The sequence below is a fragment of the Immundisolibacter sp. genome (assembly GCF_014359565.1).
Classification (GTDB): Bacteria; Pseudomonadota; Gammaproteobacteria; order Immundisolibacterales; family Immundisolibacteraceae; genus Immundisolibacter.
This window is the reverse complement of the sequence record NZ_JACIZD010000001.1, coordinates 132,495-150,336: the sequence shown is the minus strand read 5'-3', so window position 1 is coordinate 150,336 and position 17,842 is coordinate 132,495. Positions and strand designations below refer to the sequence as shown.

General features: G+C 68.7%; 18 protein-coding genes. 12 read left to right on the top strand and 6 right to left on the bottom strand.

Features of this window, described 5'->3' with window-relative positions; genetic code table 11:
- The 6 genes from H5U26_RS00680 to H5U26_RS00655 all read left to right on the top strand — a co-directional run bounded on the left by H5U26_RS00680 (nucleotide 1) and on the right by H5U26_RS00655 (nucleotide 4,262).
- Nucleotides 1-2,124, top strand: a complete 2,124-nt coding sequence (locus tag H5U26_RS00680) for a lytic transglycosylase domain-containing protein (RefSeq protein WP_290615669.1) — start codon at nucleotides 1-3, stop codon at nucleotides 2,122-2,124.
- Nucleotides 2,121-2,369, top strand: coding sequence for a hypothetical protein (locus H5U26_RS00675; protein WP_290615668.1), 249 nt, complete (start codon nucleotides 2,121-2,123; stop codon nucleotides 2,367-2,369). The genes H5U26_RS00680 and H5U26_RS00675 overlap by 4 nt, the downstream gene beginning before the upstream one ends.
- 2 nt (nucleotides 2,370-2,371) lie before the next feature.
- Nucleotides 2,372-2,716, top strand: a complete 345-nt coding sequence (locus H5U26_RS00670; protein WP_290615667.1) for a hypothetical protein — start codon at nucleotides 2,372-2,374, stop codon at nucleotides 2,714-2,716.
- A 1-nt stretch (nucleotide 2,717) separates the two neighbouring features.
- On the top strand, nucleotides 2,718-2,987 hold the full coding sequence (locus H5U26_RS00665) for a hypothetical protein (RefSeq protein ID WP_290615666.1): 270 nt from the start codon (nucleotides 2,718-2,720) through the stop codon (nucleotides 2,985-2,987).
- A gap of 114 nt (nucleotides 2,988-3,101) precedes the next feature.
- The gene (locus H5U26_RS00660) at nucleotides 3,102-3,428 is read left to right on the top strand and encodes a hypothetical protein (protein WP_290615665.1); all 327 of its coding nucleotides are present in this window, start codon (nucleotides 3,102-3,104) and stop codon (nucleotides 3,426-3,428) included.
- A gap of 312 nt (nucleotides 3,429-3,740) precedes the next feature.
- Nucleotides 3,741-4,262 (top strand): hypothetical protein, encoded by a 522-nt coding sequence (locus H5U26_RS00655; protein WP_290615664.1) that lies wholly within the window; start codon nucleotides 3,741-3,743, stop codon nucleotides 4,260-4,262.
- 578 nt (nucleotides 4,263-4,840) lie between these two features.
- Here H5U26_RS00655 and msrB read toward each other — a convergent pair.
- Both msrB and H5U26_RS00645 read right to left on the bottom strand, forming a co-directional pair.
- Nucleotides 4,841-5,242 (bottom strand): peptide-methionine (R)-S-oxide reductase MsrB, encoded by a 402-nt coding sequence (gene msrB / locus H5U26_RS00650; RefSeq protein ID WP_290615663.1) that lies wholly within the window; start codon nucleotides 5,240-5,242, stop codon nucleotides 4,841-4,843.
- 53 nt (nucleotides 5,243-5,295) lie between these two features.
- The gene (locus tag H5U26_RS00645) at nucleotides 5,296-7,194 is read right to left on the bottom strand and encodes a potassium transporter Kup (RefSeq protein ID WP_290615662.1); all 1,899 of its coding nucleotides are present in this window, start codon (nucleotides 7,192-7,194) and stop codon (nucleotides 5,296-5,298) included.
- A 159-nt stretch (nucleotides 7,195-7,353) separates the two neighbouring features.
- Here H5U26_RS00645 and H5U26_RS00640 point away from each other — a divergent pair, with 159 nt between their 5' ends.
- The 6 genes from H5U26_RS00640 to ppk1 all read left to right on the top strand — a co-directional run bounded on the left by H5U26_RS00640 (nucleotide 7,354) and on the right by ppk1 (nucleotide 14,865).
- On the top strand, nucleotides 7,354-8,019 hold the full coding sequence (locus H5U26_RS00640; protein ID WP_290615661.1) for a DUF5752 family protein: 666 nt from the start codon (nucleotides 7,354-7,356) through the stop codon (nucleotides 8,017-8,019).
- Nucleotides 8,016-9,257: a glycosyltransferase gene (locus H5U26_RS00635; protein ID WP_290615660.1), complete on the top strand. Its 1,242-nt coding sequence runs from the start codon at nucleotides 8,016-8,018 to the stop codon at nucleotides 9,255-9,257. The genes H5U26_RS00640 and H5U26_RS00635 overlap by 4 nt, the downstream gene beginning before the upstream one ends.
- Nucleotides 9,250-10,044, top strand: a complete 795-nt coding sequence (gene otsB / locus H5U26_RS00630) for a trehalose-phosphatase (protein ID WP_290615659.1) — start codon at nucleotides 9,250-9,252, stop codon at nucleotides 10,042-10,044. Before H5U26_RS00635 ends, otsB begins: the two co-directional genes overlap by 8 nt.
- Nucleotides 10,041-11,159, top strand: coding sequence for a mechanosensitive ion channel family protein (locus H5U26_RS00625; RefSeq protein WP_290615658.1), 1,119 nt, complete (start codon nucleotides 10,041-10,043; stop codon nucleotides 11,157-11,159). Before otsB ends, H5U26_RS00625 begins: the two co-directional genes overlap by 4 nt.
- Nucleotides 11,152-12,663, top strand: coding sequence for a trehalose-6-phosphate synthase (locus tag H5U26_RS00620; protein ID WP_290615657.1), 1,512 nt, complete (start codon nucleotides 11,152-11,154; stop codon nucleotides 12,661-12,663). The genes H5U26_RS00625 and H5U26_RS00620 overlap by 8 nt, the downstream gene beginning before the upstream one ends.
- A 135-nt stretch (nucleotides 12,664-12,798) precedes the next feature.
- Entirely contained in the window at nucleotides 12,799-14,865 is a 2,067-nt protein-coding gene (ppk1, locus tag H5U26_RS00615) for a polyphosphate kinase 1 (RefSeq protein ID WP_290615656.1), read from the top strand.
- A 57-nt stretch (nucleotides 14,866-14,922) separates the two neighbouring features.
- Here ppk1 and thiO read toward each other — a convergent pair whose 3' ends face one another.
- The 4 genes from thiO to H5U26_RS00595 form a co-directional block, all read right to left on the bottom strand.
- Nucleotides 14,923-16,014 carry a glycine oxidase ThiO gene (gene thiO, locus H5U26_RS00610; RefSeq protein ID WP_290615655.1) on the bottom strand — a complete coding sequence of 364 codons (1,092 nt, stop codon included), beginning with the start codon at nucleotides 16,012-16,014 and terminating at the stop codon, nucleotides 14,923-14,925.
- 1 nt (nucleotide 16,015) lies between these two features.
- Nucleotides 16,016-16,285, bottom strand: coding sequence for an oxidative damage protection protein (locus tag H5U26_RS00605; protein WP_290615654.1), 270 nt, complete (start codon nucleotides 16,283-16,285; stop codon nucleotides 16,016-16,018).
- A 205-nt stretch (nucleotides 16,286-16,490) separates the two neighbouring features.
- On the bottom strand, nucleotides 16,491-17,366 hold the full coding sequence (locus H5U26_RS00600; RefSeq protein ID WP_290615653.1) for a sterol desaturase family protein: 876 nt from the start codon (nucleotides 17,364-17,366) through the stop codon (nucleotides 16,491-16,493).
- 17 nt (nucleotides 17,367-17,383) lie between these two features.
- Nucleotides 17,384-17,824, bottom strand: coding sequence for a hypothetical protein (locus H5U26_RS00595; RefSeq protein WP_290615652.1), 441 nt, complete (start codon nucleotides 17,822-17,824; stop codon nucleotides 17,384-17,386).
- Nucleotides 17,825-17,842 lie beyond the last annotated feature (18 nt).

The following is a 17,842-nucleotide window of genomic DNA, read 5'->3' as shown; positions in this document are numbered from 1 at the left end:
ATGTCCGACGTAAAAGTCCGCATCGACGCCGACGGCGGCCAGGCATTCCAGGTGCTGCAGCGGTTCCGCACTGCGCTGAAGGAAGCAGGACAGCAGGGCCGAGAGTTCTCGAAGATCGACTTCTCCCAGCCGTCGCTGGCAAGGCTGGCCGACGACATGAAGGCGGTGAACGCCGAGTACGAGATGCTGCTGCGGTCGTCGCAGTCCCTGCGCACGCACGTCAAGCAGACCGGCCAGTCCGGCGTGGCGCCGTGGGACCTGGACGTGTCGAAGTGGCACACCACCACCAGCGGGGCGCAGCGGCAGCGCGAGGAACTGGCCCGCCGGCTGCTGCGCAACACGTCGGCCGGTGCCGGCCTTCCGCCCGGTGGTGGTGGTGGCGGCGGTGGCGGTGGTGGCGGCGGCGGCATCCCGAGCATCCCGGGCCTTGGCATCCCTGGCGGACTCGGCGGCATCCTGAAATTCACGCTGGGCATGGCCGGTTTGGGCACCATCGCCGGCATGGCCAAGAAAGGCGTCGAGCAGGCCCAGCAGGAAGCGATCACGCTAGACCCGCTGTGGCGCCGGCTGCAGTCCACGGCCGGTGCGTTCGACGAACTGCGCGAGAAAACGCGATCGCTGGGAAACGGCCTTGGCGTGACCTTCGAGGAGAGCATCAAGCTCGGAAGGTCGTTTTCCAGCATGGCGGCCGAGGCGGACACGAACATCATGCTGCGCGGCACCCGCGCCGGCATCGGCATGGCCCGTGGTCTCGGCATGGACCCGGCAGAAGGCGTCGCCTTCATGGGCAGGTCCCGCTTCAAGGGACTGTTCGACGGCACCGGCGAGCGGCGGTTCGCCTCGCTGATCGCCACCGGCGTCAAGGAAGGCGGTATGCAGGCCGCGCCCGAAAAGGTGTTGCAGGCCGTGGACCAGCTGACCGACTCACTGGTCCGCAGCGGCGTCAGTGCCGGCGGTCAGGTGCCCTACATGCTCGACGCCATCAGCCGCATGAACGCCAGCAAGAACCCGGCCCTGCGCGGTGAGTATGGATCAAACATTCTGGGCCAGATGTCCAGCGGCATCGCCAACCCAGGCGGCGGTGAGGCCGGCGAGTTCTTCATGTACCGCGCGCTGAACGGCAAGGACCCTTACGAGTACAAGCTGCGGGCCGAGAAGGGTGCCTTCTTCGTCAACGAGGACGGCGAAACGAACCTTGAGAAGGTCCTCAAGCAGGCCCGCCAGGACTACGCCAACCCGGCACAGCGGGCCGATGCGATGCACAACGCGACCGGCCTTCCGCGCAACGCCTACGCCGAACTCGACAAGCTGTTCATGGACGCCAAGATCAATGGCACGAAGCCGACCCAGGCCGGCATCGACGCCATCATCAACAAGTACGGCGGCAACCAGGGCGCCGACACGCTGACCAAGATGACGGCCATCCACGACGCGCTGACGAAGGAAGGCCAGCCGCTGCTGAAGGTCCTGAACGGCGTGCGCGATGCCGTGGTGTTCGCTGCCGGCGACACGTACAAGAAGCACCTCGCGGCGCCCAGCGACAACATGACGGACGAGGAGTTCGCGAAGGCCAGCGCGGCGAAGCAGGTCGAGATCACCAAGGCCGAGGACGCCAAGCGCAAGATGTCGAAGGCATGGATGCTCCCGAACGCCGTCAAGCAGGCTAACGAGGGGACAGGCGTCAACGCGCAGCTGCTGTATCGCATCATCCAGGCCGAGAGCGGCGGCAACCCAAATGCAGTGTCCAAGGCGGGCGCCCAAGGCGTGATGCAGCTGCTGCCGGGCACCGCGCGCGATATGGGGGTCCGCGATCCGTTCAACGTCGATCAGAACGTGATGGGCGGCGCGAAGTACTTCAAGCAGATGTTTGAGCGCTACAACGGCGACCTTTACAAGGCGCTGCTGGCCTACCACTCAGGCCCTGGCAACGTGGACAAGTACTACGCCGGCAAGCCCAGCAACATCGGGCCGGAGTCGCTGGCCTACCCGCAGAAGATCATGCACGACTTGCACCTGCAGGTCGTGGTCAAGGACCCGACCGGAAAGACGACAGGGCGGACCGCGCACGAAATGCCGTTGACGACGCCGAAGTCGAACGGCGTCACCACGGTGGCCGTGCCTTGAGCGCCGCCACCGCGCTCGACTTCACCACGGCAGCGCTGGCGATGGTGTTGCAAGACGCTGATCCGGAAGGCGTTTTTACATTCGCGCGGGCATTCATACCGGCCGCGTTCTCGGGCCGCTTCGAGTGCGCCGCGGACATCGAGGATCTGGCGCGGTCGGTATTCCCGGACGACCCTGCGGCGTGCCGCGAGATCGCTGGCTTGCTCGACCACATGATCGCCCTTGTTCGCGAAATGGAGGACTGAGCATGTACGGCGACCCAACATCCACCACGATCCTGTCCGGCACCCAGGCCGGCGGATCGGTCTCGGCAGCGGTGCAGCGCCCATTCCACGGCGGCCACTACGCGCGCCACCAGATGCAGGCCGAATGCGTATCGAGCGCCACCGGGGCGCCGGCCACACCCGCGGCAGGCACGCTCACGGTCCGCGCCAGGGTGCCGGGCGCCGGTCAGTTCGCGAAGGTGGCCGACATCGTTCTGACGTCGCCGGCAGCGCAGGTCATCGAGGGTTTCTTCGAAGCCATCGCGGCCAGCAGCACCGGCCTGGACGCGGACAAGACGTGGCGCTTGATTGTTGTGAGCGGCGACTGACATGCACTGGTCAGACGACCCAGCCACCGTATCCGCCCTGCTGGCGCGCGCCCGGCAGGCGGTGGCGGCCCGCGTAGGCCTCGAAGATGCCGCGGTCGCCCAGGACGTGATGAAGGCGTTCGCGCACGCCGGTGAGGCGCCTTGCGTCCCTGACATCGGCCGGGCCCGGTCCGCTGTGGACGCCATCGGCATCCGGCATCCACGACTGGCGGAAGACCTGCGGCCGATGATCGAGCGGGTCTACGTGTTGGACTTGTTGTCGCGGGGCTGAGCGGGCCGATCAACGGCCGACGTTGAGCCGACGTTGAGCCGACGTTGAGCCAAGCACCGGACAAGCACCGGGCACGCCCGCCAGGCCGGCACCAGCACCGCGCCAGTTCCAGCGATGGCCGATGCCCGCCGCAACCAGCTGACCGACGCCTATGCCGCGGTGAGGGAGGCGGCGAGGGAACGGCGGACGGCAACGCTCAAGCAAAACGCCACCGTTCAGGAATTTGTTCCTGAACGGGACGACGAACTCGAAGATGGCGCCGGGCAGCCTCAGGCACGCTTTCCTTCGCCAGCCTACGAACGCGAGCCCAAGCAGCCAGCGCCGCGGGCCACGATACCGAAGCCAGCGCCGCAAACCCGCGACACGCGCGCCAAGGCGGCAGGGCAGGCGCCCGCCCTCACCACCAGCACCACGGTGGCCTGCCCCACTTGCCCCACTTGAGTTTTTGCAGTGGGGCAGGCGGAAAGCCGCGCCAGTGCTGCGTTACCCCACTTGCCCCACTTGCCCCACCGAAAAACAGCCAGCCCGAAAAATTCGCCGCTGGGGACGTGTTCGCCAGGACCACCAGCACCACGGCGCCCGGGCCGGGAACTGTACATTCGCGCTGTACAATGCACTGACAAACCCGACTGACATCCACCGACAAACGAGCCGCAGACCCGCATGGCCATTGGAAAGACGACGAAGGCCGCATGCCGTGCCGCAATTGCCAAGCACCTTGCCGACGAGGGCGCCGCCGACTGGCGTTCGGTGATGCAGCGCTTCCCGCAGGTGAACGAGCGGACCTTCTGGCGCATGGTGAAGGCGGTCCGCGCCGAGACACTGGTGGACCGCGCCGAGCCGATCCCGGCCGACATCGATCCGCAGGCCGCGCAGGACGCCATCGACGACATCGGGGTGGAGGCCGCCGTGGGGCAGAAGCTGACCCGGCCGCCCGGCGTGTCTGACTTATGCCGTGCTGGCGTAATTGACGCGAACGCCGTGCTGGCCGAGGGCCTGAAAATCGCGACCGAGATCATCGACGGCGCGCGCGACCAGAACGGCAAGATTCGCGTATCGAAGACGGCGCTGCAGGCCGTGAACGTGCAGGCGAACATCCTGAAAACCGCGGCTGCGATTTCGAACACGCTGCTGGAGGAGCGGCGCATCCGCGACTTCTACCGCGCCGTGATGGCCGAGATCATGGCCGAGTCACCTTCCTGCGCTGCCCGCATCGCGGCCCGCCTTGAGGCGCTCAACAGCCGGCCCGGGCTGGCGAGCCACATCGGGCGCTGACACCAACACCTGCCTGTCCTGCCGGGAACTCGGCGGGAACTGGCGCATTACCTTCGGACTTCCCGATGCCGTCCACCAAGACGCAGATCAGCATTCGAGCCGCAGTTCGGTGGGCGGCATCGGTCTTGACTATCTGGCCGGCCGGCCGCGCGGTCGTGCGAAGCCCGAAGGATGACGCGAAGCGCATGGGAGACGACTGGCGCCGGGTAGGTCAGGCGATCGACCAGGCCATGGCCCGCTCGCGCCGCACATAGGAAAGGCCGGACACCCCGAAGAGTGCCCGGCCTTGGCCCGTACTCGCCGACGTTGGGGGTAATACGCCCCGGGGTCTTTCGATCCCTCGGTGTTCACCGCATGGGTCACGGGACAGAACGCCGCCAGTGTCGCCGCTGTCGCGATCGGGCGCAAGGGTGGTGCTGCTGCCGGCCACCGTCGGCGGGCGTGGCGACCGACATGCAGCGAGCGCGCCTGACGGTAACTTTGACGGTAACTGCGCGGTATCTTTTCTCGAAGACTGCGCAACCATGCGGGTTTCAGGCGCTTGTGTGGTTGCTGACGTAGACCTCCGCCACGGCGGCCTACTCGCCGCGCGGTTCCAGGGTCAGCGACAGCGAGTTGATGCAGTAGCGCTCGCCGGTCGGGCGCGGCCCGTCCGGGAACACGTGGCCCAGGTGCGAGCCGCAGCGCGCGCAGTGCACTTCGACCCGCCGCATGCCGTGGCTGGTGTCGGTTTCGGTGGCCACGGCGGCCGGGTCGGCAGGCTGCCAGAAGCTCGGCCAGCCGCTGCCGGAGTCGTACTTGGTGGCCGAGTCGAACAGCACCGCGCCGCAACCGGCGCAGCGGTACACGCCGGGTGTTTTCTCGTCCCAGTAGGCGCCGGTGAAGGCCGGCTCGGTGCCTTTCTGCCGGCACACGCGGTACTGCTCCGGACTCAGGCGCTGACGCCATTGGTCTTCGGTTTCGGGCAATTGGTCGCTCATCGGGATTACCTCGTGCGGGGAGTGGTCGTTGATGAATCTACACCGCGCACACGCTAGATATCGATCTGGCTGCCCAGTTCCACCACACGCGCCGAGGGCAGGCGAAAGAACTCCGCCGCCGGGCCGGCGTTGCGCATCATCCAGGCAAACAGATATTCCCGCCACAGCGCCATGCCCGGCCGCAGGGTGGGGATGATCGTCTCGCGGCCCAGGAAGAACGTGGTGTCGTCCAAATCGAACGCGAGTCCGTGTAACGCGCACAGCGCAAGGGCGCGCGGAATGTCCGGCCGCTGCATGAAGCCGTAATTCACCCGCACCTCCCAGAACCCGCGCCCGCGATCCCGAACCTGCACGCGCCCGGCCGCGTGTACCCACGGCACATCGGCGGTGCGCATGTGCACCAGCACCACGCGCTCGTGCAGTACCTTGTTATGGACCAGGTTCTGCAGCAGGGCGCTGGGCACCCACGCCAGGTTGCCGGTCATGAAAACGGCCGTGCCGGGCACGCGCGTCACCTCCGGCTGCAGCGTGCGCAGGAACTCGTCCATGCCGAGCGTTTCGGCCTGCAGGCGGGCCGCCAGTATCTGCCGCCCACGCCGCCAGGTGGTCAGGCCCACGAACAGCGCCAGCGCGATGCTCAGCGGCAGCCAGCCGCCGGAGACCACCTTGACCGCGTTGGCACCCAGGAAGCCAAGATCGATGACCAGGAACCCGGCCAGCAGCGCGCCGGCGACCGGCACCGGCCAGCGCCAGCCGAGCACCATCACCACCGCGATCAGCAGGCTGTCGACCAGCATGGCGCCGGTCACGGCGATGCCGTAGGCCGCCGCCAGACCCGACGAGGAGCGGAATCCGAGCACCAGCAGCAGCACGCCGACCAGCAACATCCAGTTGATGATCGGGATATAGATCTGGCCGCGCTCGCTGGCCGAGGTGTGGCGGATGCGAAGGCGCGGCAGATAGCCCAGGCGAATCGCCTGCTGGGTCAGCGAGAAGGCGCCCGAGATCACCGCCTGCGAGGCGATGATCGTGGCCGCCGTGGCGAGCAGCACCAGGGCCGGCCGCAGCCCGTCCGGCGCCAGCAGGTAGAACGGATTTTGCACTGCCGCCGGGTCGGCCAGCAGCAGCGCGCCCTGGCCGTAGTAGTTCAGCGTCAGCGCCGGCCACACCACCGCGAACCAGCCCAGGCGGATCGGCCCGGCCCCGAAGTGGCCCATGTCGGCATACAGCGCCTCGGTGCCGGTCACCGCCAGCACCACCGCGCCCAGCACCACGAAGGCCAGCCCGGGCTGCTGATACAAAAAGGCGATGCCGTACAGCGGATTGAGCGCCGCCAGCACGGCCGGGTTGGACGCCACGCCGGTCGCGCCCAGCGTGCCCAGCGTCAGGAACCACACCAGCGTCAGCGGGCCGAACAGCGCCCCGACGCGGGCCGTGCCGTGGCGCTGGATGAGAAATAGCCCCGTCAGCACGCCCACCGTCACCGGCACCACGTAGTGCGACAGGGCCGGCGCCAGCACGCCCACGCCCTCCACCGCCGACAGCACAGAGATGGCCGGCGTGATGATCGCGTCGCCATAGAACAGCGTGGCCCCGAACACGCCCAGGATCGCCAGCGCGTAGCTGAGCCGCGGGCGGTCGGCCGTCAGTCGCTGCACCAGCGCCAGCAGCGCCAGGATGCCGCCCTCGCCACCGTTGTCGGCCCGCATCACGAAGGCCACGTACTTGGTGGACACCACCAGCGCCAGCGCCCAGAACAGCAGTGACAGCACGCCCATCAGGTTGGCCGGCGTCAGTGGTGCGCCATGGGCGCCGCTGAAACATTCCTTGAGCGCATACAGCGGGCTGGTGCCGATGTCGCCGAACACCACGCCCAGCGCCCCCAGCGCCAGCAGGGGCAGTGGACTGCGGTGGCCGGCCGGGACGGGCGATTCGATGCTGGCGGTGGACATTCGGGACAGGGCTCCTGGACGGTTGCAGGCGGCAGGGTACCGGCGGCTTGCCCTGCGGGCCAGCATGAACTTCCGGCGCCGGATGCGGGTCTGACCGACCGAGGCCGATCAGCATGGGCGGATGCCTGAGGTCGGCGCCGAGCTCAGGGGACGTCATCCATGCCGAACCACCAAGATTTTGCAATCAAGGACTGTGCCCTGGTGTCGCTGGCCACCGGGGTGCGCGCGCAAAGCCTGCCGGGGCTGCGCGAGGGGTTGCTGGCAGCGCCCGCCGACAGCGTCTATCACCACTTCTGGGGCGGCCTGCTGCGCGCCCGCTTCGACGATCCGGAGTTCAACAACGACTTTGCCGTGTGGGTGCGCCACGCCCTGCACGACCTGCCGCTGGCCGAGCGCCTGGCGGTGATCGATCCGGCCGACTTCGCCGATGCCGAGGCGCTGCGTCAGGAGGTGCTGGAGGTGGTCGAGCAGCGCCTGGACGAAATCGAAGCCCCGGCCTGGGCGCCCCGCGACCGGCAGTTTCATTTCCTGCGCGGGCAGCTGGTGGTGTTCGATACCGGAAGACGGGTCCAGGAGCCGCGCGAGCTGGTGGAACTGCTGCCGCAGCTGTCGCCGGGCAGCGTCTTCTACCACGCCATCGACGCGCGCCGGCGCGCGCCGGCAGGGCAGGACGATTTCCACGCCTGGCTGGTTGACCTCGACGACGGATACGAGGGCCTGATCCAGCGCCTGGCGCAGATCGATCCCTACTTCGTGTCGCTGCCGCAGCTGCGCGACCAGTACGCCGCCGCGTTCGGCGCCCACTTCGCGGGGGTGCCGGCATGAACGCGCTGCTGGAAGCCTATGCCGAGGTGGCCGGCGCGGATGCCGTGCAGCACCTGATCCAGCTGGCCGCGCCGCTGCGCGGCATGAAGGTGGTGCACGTGAACTCGACCCGCGCCGGCGGCGGCGTGGCAGAAATCCTGCACAAGCTGGTGCCGCTGATGCAGGCGCTGGAGCTGGACTCGCGCTGGGAGACGATCACCGGCGACGGGCCGTTCTACCAGTGCACCAAGGCCATGCACAACGCCTTGCAGGGCCAGCCGGCGCCGCTGTCGGACGTATTGATCCAGGCCTACGAGGACGCCAACGCCCGTACCGCCGAGACGCTCGGTCCGGTGCTGCGCGAGGCGGATGTGGTGTTCATTCACGACCCGCAGCCGGCGGCGCTGATCCGGCACGTCACGGATCGCCAGGGCAAGTGGGTCTGGCGCTGCCACATCGACGCCAGCCACCCGCAGCGCGGCGTGTGGCGCTACCTGCGCGGTTTCGTGGCCGACTACGACGCGAGTGTGTTCTCGCTGGCCGACTTCGCGCAGCGCCTGCCGCACCCGGTCTACCTGATCCCGCCGAGCATCGACCCGCTGGCCGAGAAAAACTGCGAACTGCCGGCCTGGCAGGTGCTGGAAACCTGCCAGCGTTTCGACATCGATCCGGACCGGCCGCTGATGCTGCAGGTGTCGCGCTTCGACCGCTTCAAGGATCCGCTGGGCGTGATCGCCGCGTACCGCCTGGCCAAAACCTTCATGCCGGGTCTGCAACTGGTGCTGGCCGGCGGCGGCGCTGATGACGATCCCGAGGGCGAGGCAGTGCTGGCCGAGGTCAGGCGCGCCGCCGAGGGTGACGACGACCTGAAGGTTTTGCTGTTGCCGTCCGACGCCCACACCACCATCAACGCCCTGCAACGGGCGGCGCATTTCGTGCTGCAGAAGTCGCTGCGCGAAGGCTTCGGGTTGACGGTCACCGAAGCGATGTGGAAGGGTAAGCCGGTGATCGGCGGCGACACCGGCGGCATTCGCCTGCAGGTGGTGAACCATCACACCGGTTTTCTGGTGAGCACGCCGGAGGGCGCTGCACTGCGCGTGCGCTACCTGCACCAGAACCAGGAATTGCGCGAGCAAATGGGTATCAAGGCGCGCGAGTTCGTGCGCCAGAACTTTCTGATCACGCGCCAGCTGCGCGACTACCTCACCCTCATGACCGGCCTGCTGCACCCGGGAGAAGAACGTATTGCGCTTGCCTGATTCGATTTTTCTGGAAGATTTCTGGTCCGCCTTGGCCGCCGCCCCGCGGGCGGTCCTGCTGCTCGATTACGACGGCACGCTGGCCCCGTTTCATATCGACCCGGCACAGGCGCGCCCCTACCCGGGCGTGGAGCCGCTGCTCAATCGCATCGGCCGCCTGCCAAATGACCGGCTGGTGATCGTCTCCGGGCGCTGGCTGCAGGACCTGCGGCCATTGCTGACGCTCGATTTCGAACCCGAAATGTGGGGCTGCCACGGCCGCGAGCGGCGCCTGCCGGATGGTCGGGACAGCCTGGTGCCCCTGTCCGAGGCGGCCGTGCAGGCACTGGCCGAGGCCGATGGCTGGGCGGCGACGGTGTGCGCGCTCGGCGGGCGGGTCGAGCGCAAGCCCGGCTCGCTGGCCTTTCACTGGCGCGGGCTCGCGCCGGGGCACCAGCGCTCCCTGCGGCGCGATCTGGAAGCGCGTTTCGCCGTTCTGGCGCAGGCGGGCGAACTGCTGTGGCATGAATTCGATGGCGGCATCGAACTGCGCGCCGCCGGCTGCGACAAGGGGCAGGTGGTCGATCAGGTGCTGGCGGAACAGGATGCCGGACAAGCCGGCTGCGTGGCCTACCTGGGCGACGACCACACCGACGAGGATGCCTTCCGCGCCCTGCAGGGGCGCGGACTGCGCGTGCTGGTGCGACCCAAGTGGCGCACCACGGCGGCCGATGTGTGGCTGCGCCCGCCGGAGGGGCTGCGGGAGTTTCTGGGTCGCTGGGCGGACATCCGGGAGGCGGCTCGATGAGTTTCGGCGGAATCGACTGGGCCGGGACCGGTTGGGCGCAATGGCTGCAGGTACCTGTGCTTGGCAACCCGCTGGGCGCCTGGCTGGTGGCGCTCGGCCTGATGCTCGTCGTGGCCATGGTGCTGCCGCTGCTGAAGCGGCAGATCGGACGACGCCTGCAGGCCCGGGCGGGGCACGACGGTGCGCGGCTGAGCCAGTACGCGGCGCAGATCGTCGGCGGCACGCGGCGCAGCGTGATGTGGCTGGTGGCCCTGTTCGTCGGCGCGCGGGCGGTAAGCCTGTCGCCGAAGATCGACGCCGCGCTGGCCAGCATCACGGCTGTGGCCCTGCTGCTGCAGGTTGCCTTGTGGGCACAGTGCGCGCTCGATGTGTGGCTGCAGCGGCGCCTGGACCGGGCGCGCACCACCGATGTCGCCGCTGCCACCACCGTTGGCATGCTCGGCTTCGTGGGCCGCATCGCTTTGTGGTCGGTGGCGCTGTTGATGATCCTGGACAACCTGGGCTTCAACGTCACCACCCTGGTGGCCAGCCTGGGCATCGGCGGCGTGGCGGTGGCCCTGGCGGTGCAGAACATCTTGGGCGACCTGTTCGCGTCACTCTCCATCGCGCTCGACAAGCCGTTCGTGATTGGCGATTTCATCGTCGTGGACGATATCGCCGGCACGGTGGAGCACGTGGGCCTGAAGACCACCCGCGTGCGTAGCCTGTCGGGCGAGCAGGTGGTGTTCGCCAATGCGGACTTGCTCAAAAGCCGCATTCACAACTACAAGCGCCTGTACGAGCGGCGCGTGCTGTTCGGCTTCGGCGTGCTGTACCGGACGCCGCCCGAGCAACTGGCCGCCATACCGCAGATGGTGCGCGAGATCATCACCGGGCAAGTCGGCACGCGCTTCGATCGGGCCCATTTCAAGGGTTTTGGTGCCTCGTCGCTGGATTTCGAGGTCGTTTACTTCGTGCTGGACCCTGACTACAACCGCTATATGGACATCCAGCAGGCCATCAACCTGGAGCTGGTCAATCGGTTCGCGGCGGCGGGCGTCGAGTTCGCTTTCCCGACTCGCACCATACATGTCGAAACCCTGCCCACCGCAGCCGCGGAGCCGGCCGGTGGCTGAGTCGCGGCCGCGAAGGCTGGTGATCGTCTCGAACCGGCTGCCGTTCGTCATCACGCCGGCGGCGGATGGGAGCCTGATCAGCCGGCCCGGCAGCGGCGGGCTGGTAACGGCGCTGCTGCCGGTGCTGCGCGACCGCGGCGGGGTGTGGATCGGCTGGCCCGGCCTGGTCGATCACGAGGGCGACCTCGAGGCGGCCCTGGCCAGTGCCGCCGGCAAGGCCGGCTACCGCCTGGCGCCGGTGGCACTGAGTGCCGAGGATCAGGCCGGCTTCTATTTCGGCTTCTCGAACCAGGTGCTGTGGCCGTTGTTCCACGACCTGCAGTCGCTGTGCAACTTCGATCCGGCCTACTGGCGCAGCTACTGCGCGGTCAACCACAACTACGCCCAGGCGGTCCTGGCCGAGGCCCGGCCGGACGATTTCGTGTGGGTGCACGACTACCAGCTGCTGCTGCTGGGAGCCGAGCTGCGGCGCGGCGGACTGGCCGCGCCGCTGGGCTTTTTCCTGCACATTCCGTTCCCGCCGCTGGACATCTACCTGAAGCTGCCGTGGCGTTTCACGCTGCTGCGGGCGCTGCTGGAGTACGACCTGATCGGTTTCCAGACCCTGCACGATCAGCGCAACTTCACCCAGTGCGTGCGCGCGCTGCTGCCCGAGCTGCGCCTCACGCACCGTGGCAGTCGGGCACGCCTGCCGGATGGGCGCCAGGTGCGCATCGGGGCCTTTCCGATCGGCATCGATGCGGCCGCCTTCCAGCGCCAGGCGCGCTCGCCGGCGGTGATCGAGGCCGCCGATGCCCTGCGCGCCGAGCTGCCCAACCGCGAGCTGATCCTGGGCGTGGACCGGCTGGACTACACCAAGGGCATCCCGCAGCGCCTGGAGGCCTTTCGCACCGCCCTGCGCCGCCATCCCGAACTGCAGGAACGCGTCACGCTGATCCAGGTGGTGGTGCCCAGCCGGGACGACATCCCGCAGTACCGCGACCTGAAGACGCGCATCGAACAACTGGTCGGCGAGATCAACGGCGAGTTCACCCGCCCCGGCGGCTGGGTGCCGATCCACTACGTCTACCGGGCGCTCGACCGCCTGGATCTGGTGGCCTATTACCGGGCCGCGCACATCGCGCTGGTGACCCCGCTCAAGGACGGCATGAACCTGGTGGCCAAGGAGTTCTGCGCCTGCTCGGTGGACAGCGACGGCGTGCTGATCCTGTCCGAGTTCGCCGGCGCGGTGGCGCAACTGCAGCACGGGGCGCTGCTGGTGAACCCGTACGATCTGGAAGGCACCGCCGACGCCATCCACCAGGCCTGCTCGATGGCCGCGGCCGAACGGCGCCGGCGAATGCGGCTGCTGCGACGCGCGGTGAGCCGACAGGACGTGTTCCGCTGGGTCAACGGTTTTCTGGAAGCCGCCATCGCCGGTGATCTGGACGCCTTTCCCCTGCCCGACGACTACCGGCCCAGCGCCGAGGCCGAGCAGGCCTACTGGGATACCGAGCTGGCCTGAGCCGGCTTTCCTGCAATGGTCCGGGCGCCGGGCCGACTACAGCCCGCATGGACTGCCGCCGGTCGGTCGGTAACTGTTCTGTAGCCTGATAGTGGTAGCGTCAGCGATTTTGCCAACTCAACTGCAACAGTGGCCATGACCGACGACATCGATCTGAAGCGTCCGGATTTGTACATCAATCGCGAACTGAGCCTGCTGGAGTTCAATGGCCGCGTGCTGGCGCAAGCGCTCGATGCCCGCCTGCCGTTGCTCGAGCGGCTGCGCTTTTTGTGCATCTTCAGCACCAACCTGGACGAGTTTTTCGAGATTCGCGTGGCCCGCCTGCAGGAACTGCAGGCACTCGGCTCCACGCAGGCCGGGCCGGACCAGCTCGGCCCGAGCGAGCTGCTGGCGGCCATCGGCGCCCGCGTGCACGAGCAGGTCGACATCCAGTACCGGATCCTGAACGACACGCTGCTGCCGGCGCTGGCCGAGCAGGGCATCCGCTTCGTCGCCCGCGGCGAGTGGACGCCCGCGCAGGCAACCTGGGTGCAGGAGTTCTTCGAGCACGAACTGGCGCCGATGCTGAGCCCGCTCGGGCTGGATCCGGCCCATCCGTTCCCCAAGGTGCTCAACAAGAGCCTCAATTTCATCGTCGCGCTGTCCGGCACGGATGCGTTCGGTCGGCGCAGCGGCAATGCCGTGGTGCAGGCGCCCCGCTCGCTGCCGCGCATCATCCCGCTGCCGCACGATGAGCCGGGCCAGCACCAGTTCGTGTTCCTGTCGTCGGTGATCCATGCCCACGTCGGCCAGTTGTTTCCGGGCATGCAGGTCAAGGGCTGCTATCAGTTCCGCGTCACCCGCAACAGCGACCTGTTCGTGGACGAGGAAGAAGTGGACGATCTGCTGCGCGCCGTGGAGGGCGAGCTGCAATCCCGCCGCTACGGCGATGCGGTGCGCCTGGAAGTGGCCGACACCTGCCCGCAGACCATGACCGACTACCTGCTGGCGCAGGTCGGCCTGGAGCCGATCGACCTGTTCCGCGTCAACGGTCCGGTTAACCTGAACCGCCTGCTGGCGGTGTGCGACCTGCCGGATCGCCCGGACCTGCGCTTTGCGCCGTTCACGCCCGGCCTGCCGGTGCCGCTGGGTCGTGGCGGCAACATCTTCGCCGCCATCGCCAAGGGCGACGTGCTGCTGCACCACCCGTTCGAATCGTTCCTGCCGGTGGTCGAATTCGTGCAGCAGGCGGCCAGCGACCCGGACGTGCTGGCCATCAAGCAGACCCTGTACCGCACCGGCGAGGCGTCCGTCATCGTCGATGCGCTGGTGGCGGCGGCGCGCGCCGGCAAGGAAGTGACGGTGGTGGTCGAGCTGCGTGCGCGCTTCGACGAGGAGGCCAACATCGCGCTGGCCAACCGCCTGCAGGAAGCCGGCGCGCACGTGGTGTACGGCGTGGTCGGCTACAAGACGCACGCCAAGATGAGTCTGGTGGTGCGCCGCGAGGGCCGCGGCCTGCGTCACTACGCGCACCTTGGCACCGGCAACTACCACCTGCGCACCGCCCGCCTGTATACCGACTACGGTCTGTTCACCTGCGACAAGGCCATCACCGGCGACATCGTGCGGGTGTTCCTGCAGCTGACCAGCCTGGGGTCCGTGGGTGCGCTGGAGCGTCTGCTCGAGTCGCCTTTCACCCTGCACGAGGCCATGCTGGCCAAGATCGAGCGCGAGGCGCAGCACGCCGCCGCCGGCCGCTCGGCGCGGCTGGTGATCAAGCTCAATGCGCTGGTCGAGCCGCGCATCATCCAGGCGCTGTACGCCGCCGCGCAGGTCGGCGTGGAGATCGAATTGCTGGTGCGCGGCATGTGCGCCGTGCGCCCCGGCGTGCCCGGCGTGTCCGAGCGCATCCGCGTGCGCTCGATCGTCGGCCGCTTCCTGGAACACACGCGGGTCTTCTACTTCCACAACGACGGCGCGCCGGAGGTCTACTGCGGCAGCGCCGACTGGGCCGAGCGCAATTTCTTCCGTCGTGTCGAGGTCTGTTTCCCGATCAGTGACCCGACCATGCGCCAGCGCGTGATCGACGAACTGGCGCTGTACCTGGCCGACACCGCGCAGGCCTGGGAGTTGCAAACCGACGGCAGCTACCGGCGCTTGGAGGCCGGCGACGCGCCACCGGTGTCGGCGCAGCAGGCCTTGCTGCAGCGGCTGGCGGATTGAGCCTGCGCGGCAAGCGGATCACGCCACGCCCCGATGCCGCGCTCGCGGCGCCCGGAATCAAGCCGTACCTGCCCGCTCCAACCGATACGCCGCGCCATCCAGCGGCGGCTGTTGGCCTGTGATCAGGGCGCTGATCAGCGCCGCCGAAGCCGGCGCCAGGGTCAAGCCACTGCGGTAGTGGCCGGCGCTCACGTACACGTTTTCGAACTGCGGGTGGCGGCCGATGTAGGGCGTGCCGTCCGGGCTGCCGGGGCGCAGGCCCGCCCAGTGCGCCACCTGTGGCGCGTCGGCCAGCGCCGACACCAGCCGGGCGGCGGCGGCGCGCAGGGCGGCGGCGGAGCTCGGCGCGAGGGTTTTGTCGAAGCCGACGTGCTCGACCGTGCTGCCGGCCAGCACCAAGCCGTCGCGGCGCGGCACCAGGTAGTGATCCTCGGCCAGGACCACGTGGCGGACCAGGCCGGGCGGGGTCTGCAGGGCCAGGATCTGGCCGCGCACCGGCGCGATCGGCAGCGCCAGGCCGCAGGCGCGCAGCAGCTCGCCGCTCCAGGCGCCGCTGGTGACCAGCAGCACATCGACCGGCCGGCGGCCGTGGCGGGTGTCGAGCGCCGCGATGCGGTCCTCGCGCTGTGCGAAGCCGAGCACCTCGCAGTGTTCCTCGAAGGCCACGCCGGCCCGCTGCAGGGCCACGCGCAGGGCGCGCAGCAGGCGCGGGTTGCGGATTTGCGCCACCTGCGGCAGCAACAGGCCGGCGGTGTGCGGCACGAGCGCCGGTTCGGCCCGGCGCAGCGCAGCGGCGTCGAGGGATTCGAGCGGCACCTGCCAGCGGCTGGCCCACGCCTGGGCCGCGGCTGCATCGGTGCAGTCCGGCAACAGCAGGCCGCTTGGCAGCAGTTCGGGATCGATGCCGGATTCGTCCGCCAGCGCGGCGGCCAGGTCCGGATAGACGCGCTGGCTCCACAGGCTCAGCGGCTGCACGGCATCCGGCTGGCGCCATGGGTGCAGCGGCGACAGGATGCCGCTGCCGGCCCAGGACGCCTCGCGGCCGACCTCGCCGCGGTCGAGCACGGTCACCTCGAGGCCCGCCGCGCGCAGGTCGCGCCCCGCCAGCAGGCCGATGACACCGCCGCCGACGACGGTTACATGGGCCACGTCAGTCGGCGGGGGGTACGTAGCCTTCGGGCTTGGCGGCGCCGTCGCCGAACAGGAATTTCTCCATTTCCTGCTGCAGGAACTTGCGCGCCTCGGGGTCGATCAGGGACAGGCGGTTCTCGTTGATCAGCATGGTCTGGTGCGCCAGCCAGGTCTGCCAGGCCTCGCGCGACACCTGCTCGAAGATGCGCTGGCCCAGCGGGCCGGGATAGGGCGGGCGGTCCAGACCCTCGGCCTCGCGGCCAAGGATCACGCAGTGAACGGTACGCATGGGAAGCTCCACAGACAGGCGTCAGGCAGGCAAATAAAGACCCGAATAAGTCCATCCCGGACTTCTCGATCATTCTCTCACGCAGCTGCGCGTTTGCCGCCGACCAAGCAGCGCGCAGGCGAGCGTTTCGGCGCCATGCCTGAGCTACGCAAAATCTCGGCGCCGCGCGTCGTCGCCAAGGTGCCGGCCAGCTCTACGCTGCCGATCACGGCGGAGGCGATCGGCTGCAGGCCGGCTGGCTGGCCGATCCTCCCGGCGGACCGTACAGGATCCGGGCGCGCTCGTGCCAGCCAGCGGCACCGCGCAGGTCGCGGAACAGTCTCACCCACGCGTGCAGCGCGATCCTGACCGGGTTGTAGCTGCGCACCGGCTCGACCAGGCCGTAGCGGATCCTGACCGCGGAGTGCGCCTCGCGAAAGGTGCCGAACATGCGGTCGAATACGATCAGTACGCCGCCGTAGTTGCAGTCCAGGTACTCGGGGTTGCTGGCATGGTGCACGCGGTGGTGCGCGGGAGTGTTGAACAGGTATTCGACCCAGCGCGGCAAGGTCCCGATCAGCTCGGTGTGCAGCCAGAATTGATACAGCAGATTCAGCGCGAGTGCGCCGAGCACCGCCGTGACCGGGAATCCCAGCCACACCAGCGGCGCGAGGAACACCGCGGCGGCGGTGATCTTGCCGCTCCAGCCCAAGCGGTAGGCCGAGGACAGCGCGTATTGCTCGGACGAGTGATGCACGGCATGGTTCAGCCAGAACCAGCGGATGCGGTGGTCGGCGCGATGCATCCAGTAGTAGCAGAACTCCTGGCCGACCAACAGCAGGGCCCAGTGCCACCAGCGGTCCATGGCGATGTCGGCGACGCGCAGCCCAGCCACGCCCAGCAGCAGCAGACCGACCATTCCGCCGCCGATCGTGCGGTTGAGCAGTGCGCGCCCGAACACGTCGCCAAGCGAGGCCCACCACGCCTTCCAGTCGTAGCCGAGGCCGCTGCGCATGCGCCAATAGCCCTCGGCTGCCGCCAGCAGCGGCAGCAGGACCGGCAGCGCCAGCAGCCACGGGCGCTCGGCGAGTAGCGCCTGCATCGTCGTCGGCCCCGGGATCAGCGCCGGAGCCGGCCGCCGAAGCGCGACGCGACCTGCTGCACTTCCTCGACCGAGAGCTTTCCGTCCGCATTCCCATCCAGCCGGTCGAAGGCCTTGGCGACGCGCGGCAGGCTGGCCTCGGCCTCGGCGCGGTCGATGAAGCCGTCCTGGTTGGCGTCGGCGGCGCGCAGACGGTCCTGCGCCGACTTGCGCGTTTCTTCCGCCGTCAATTTGCCGTCGCCGTTGGCGTCGAGTTCGTCGAAGCGTTTGGCGATCGGTGGCAGTGCCTGCGCCTCGGTGCGGTCGATGAAACCATCGTGGTCGGCGTCGGCGGCCTGCCACCGCGCCTGCAGCGCCTGCTGCTGCTGGGCGGTGGGTGCGTTCGACGGTTGCGCGCCGGCCGCGGTGCCGGCCGCGGCCAGGGCGAGAGCCAGGGCGGATGTAGCTGCAATGCGCATGGGGAGCTCCGTTGTGGT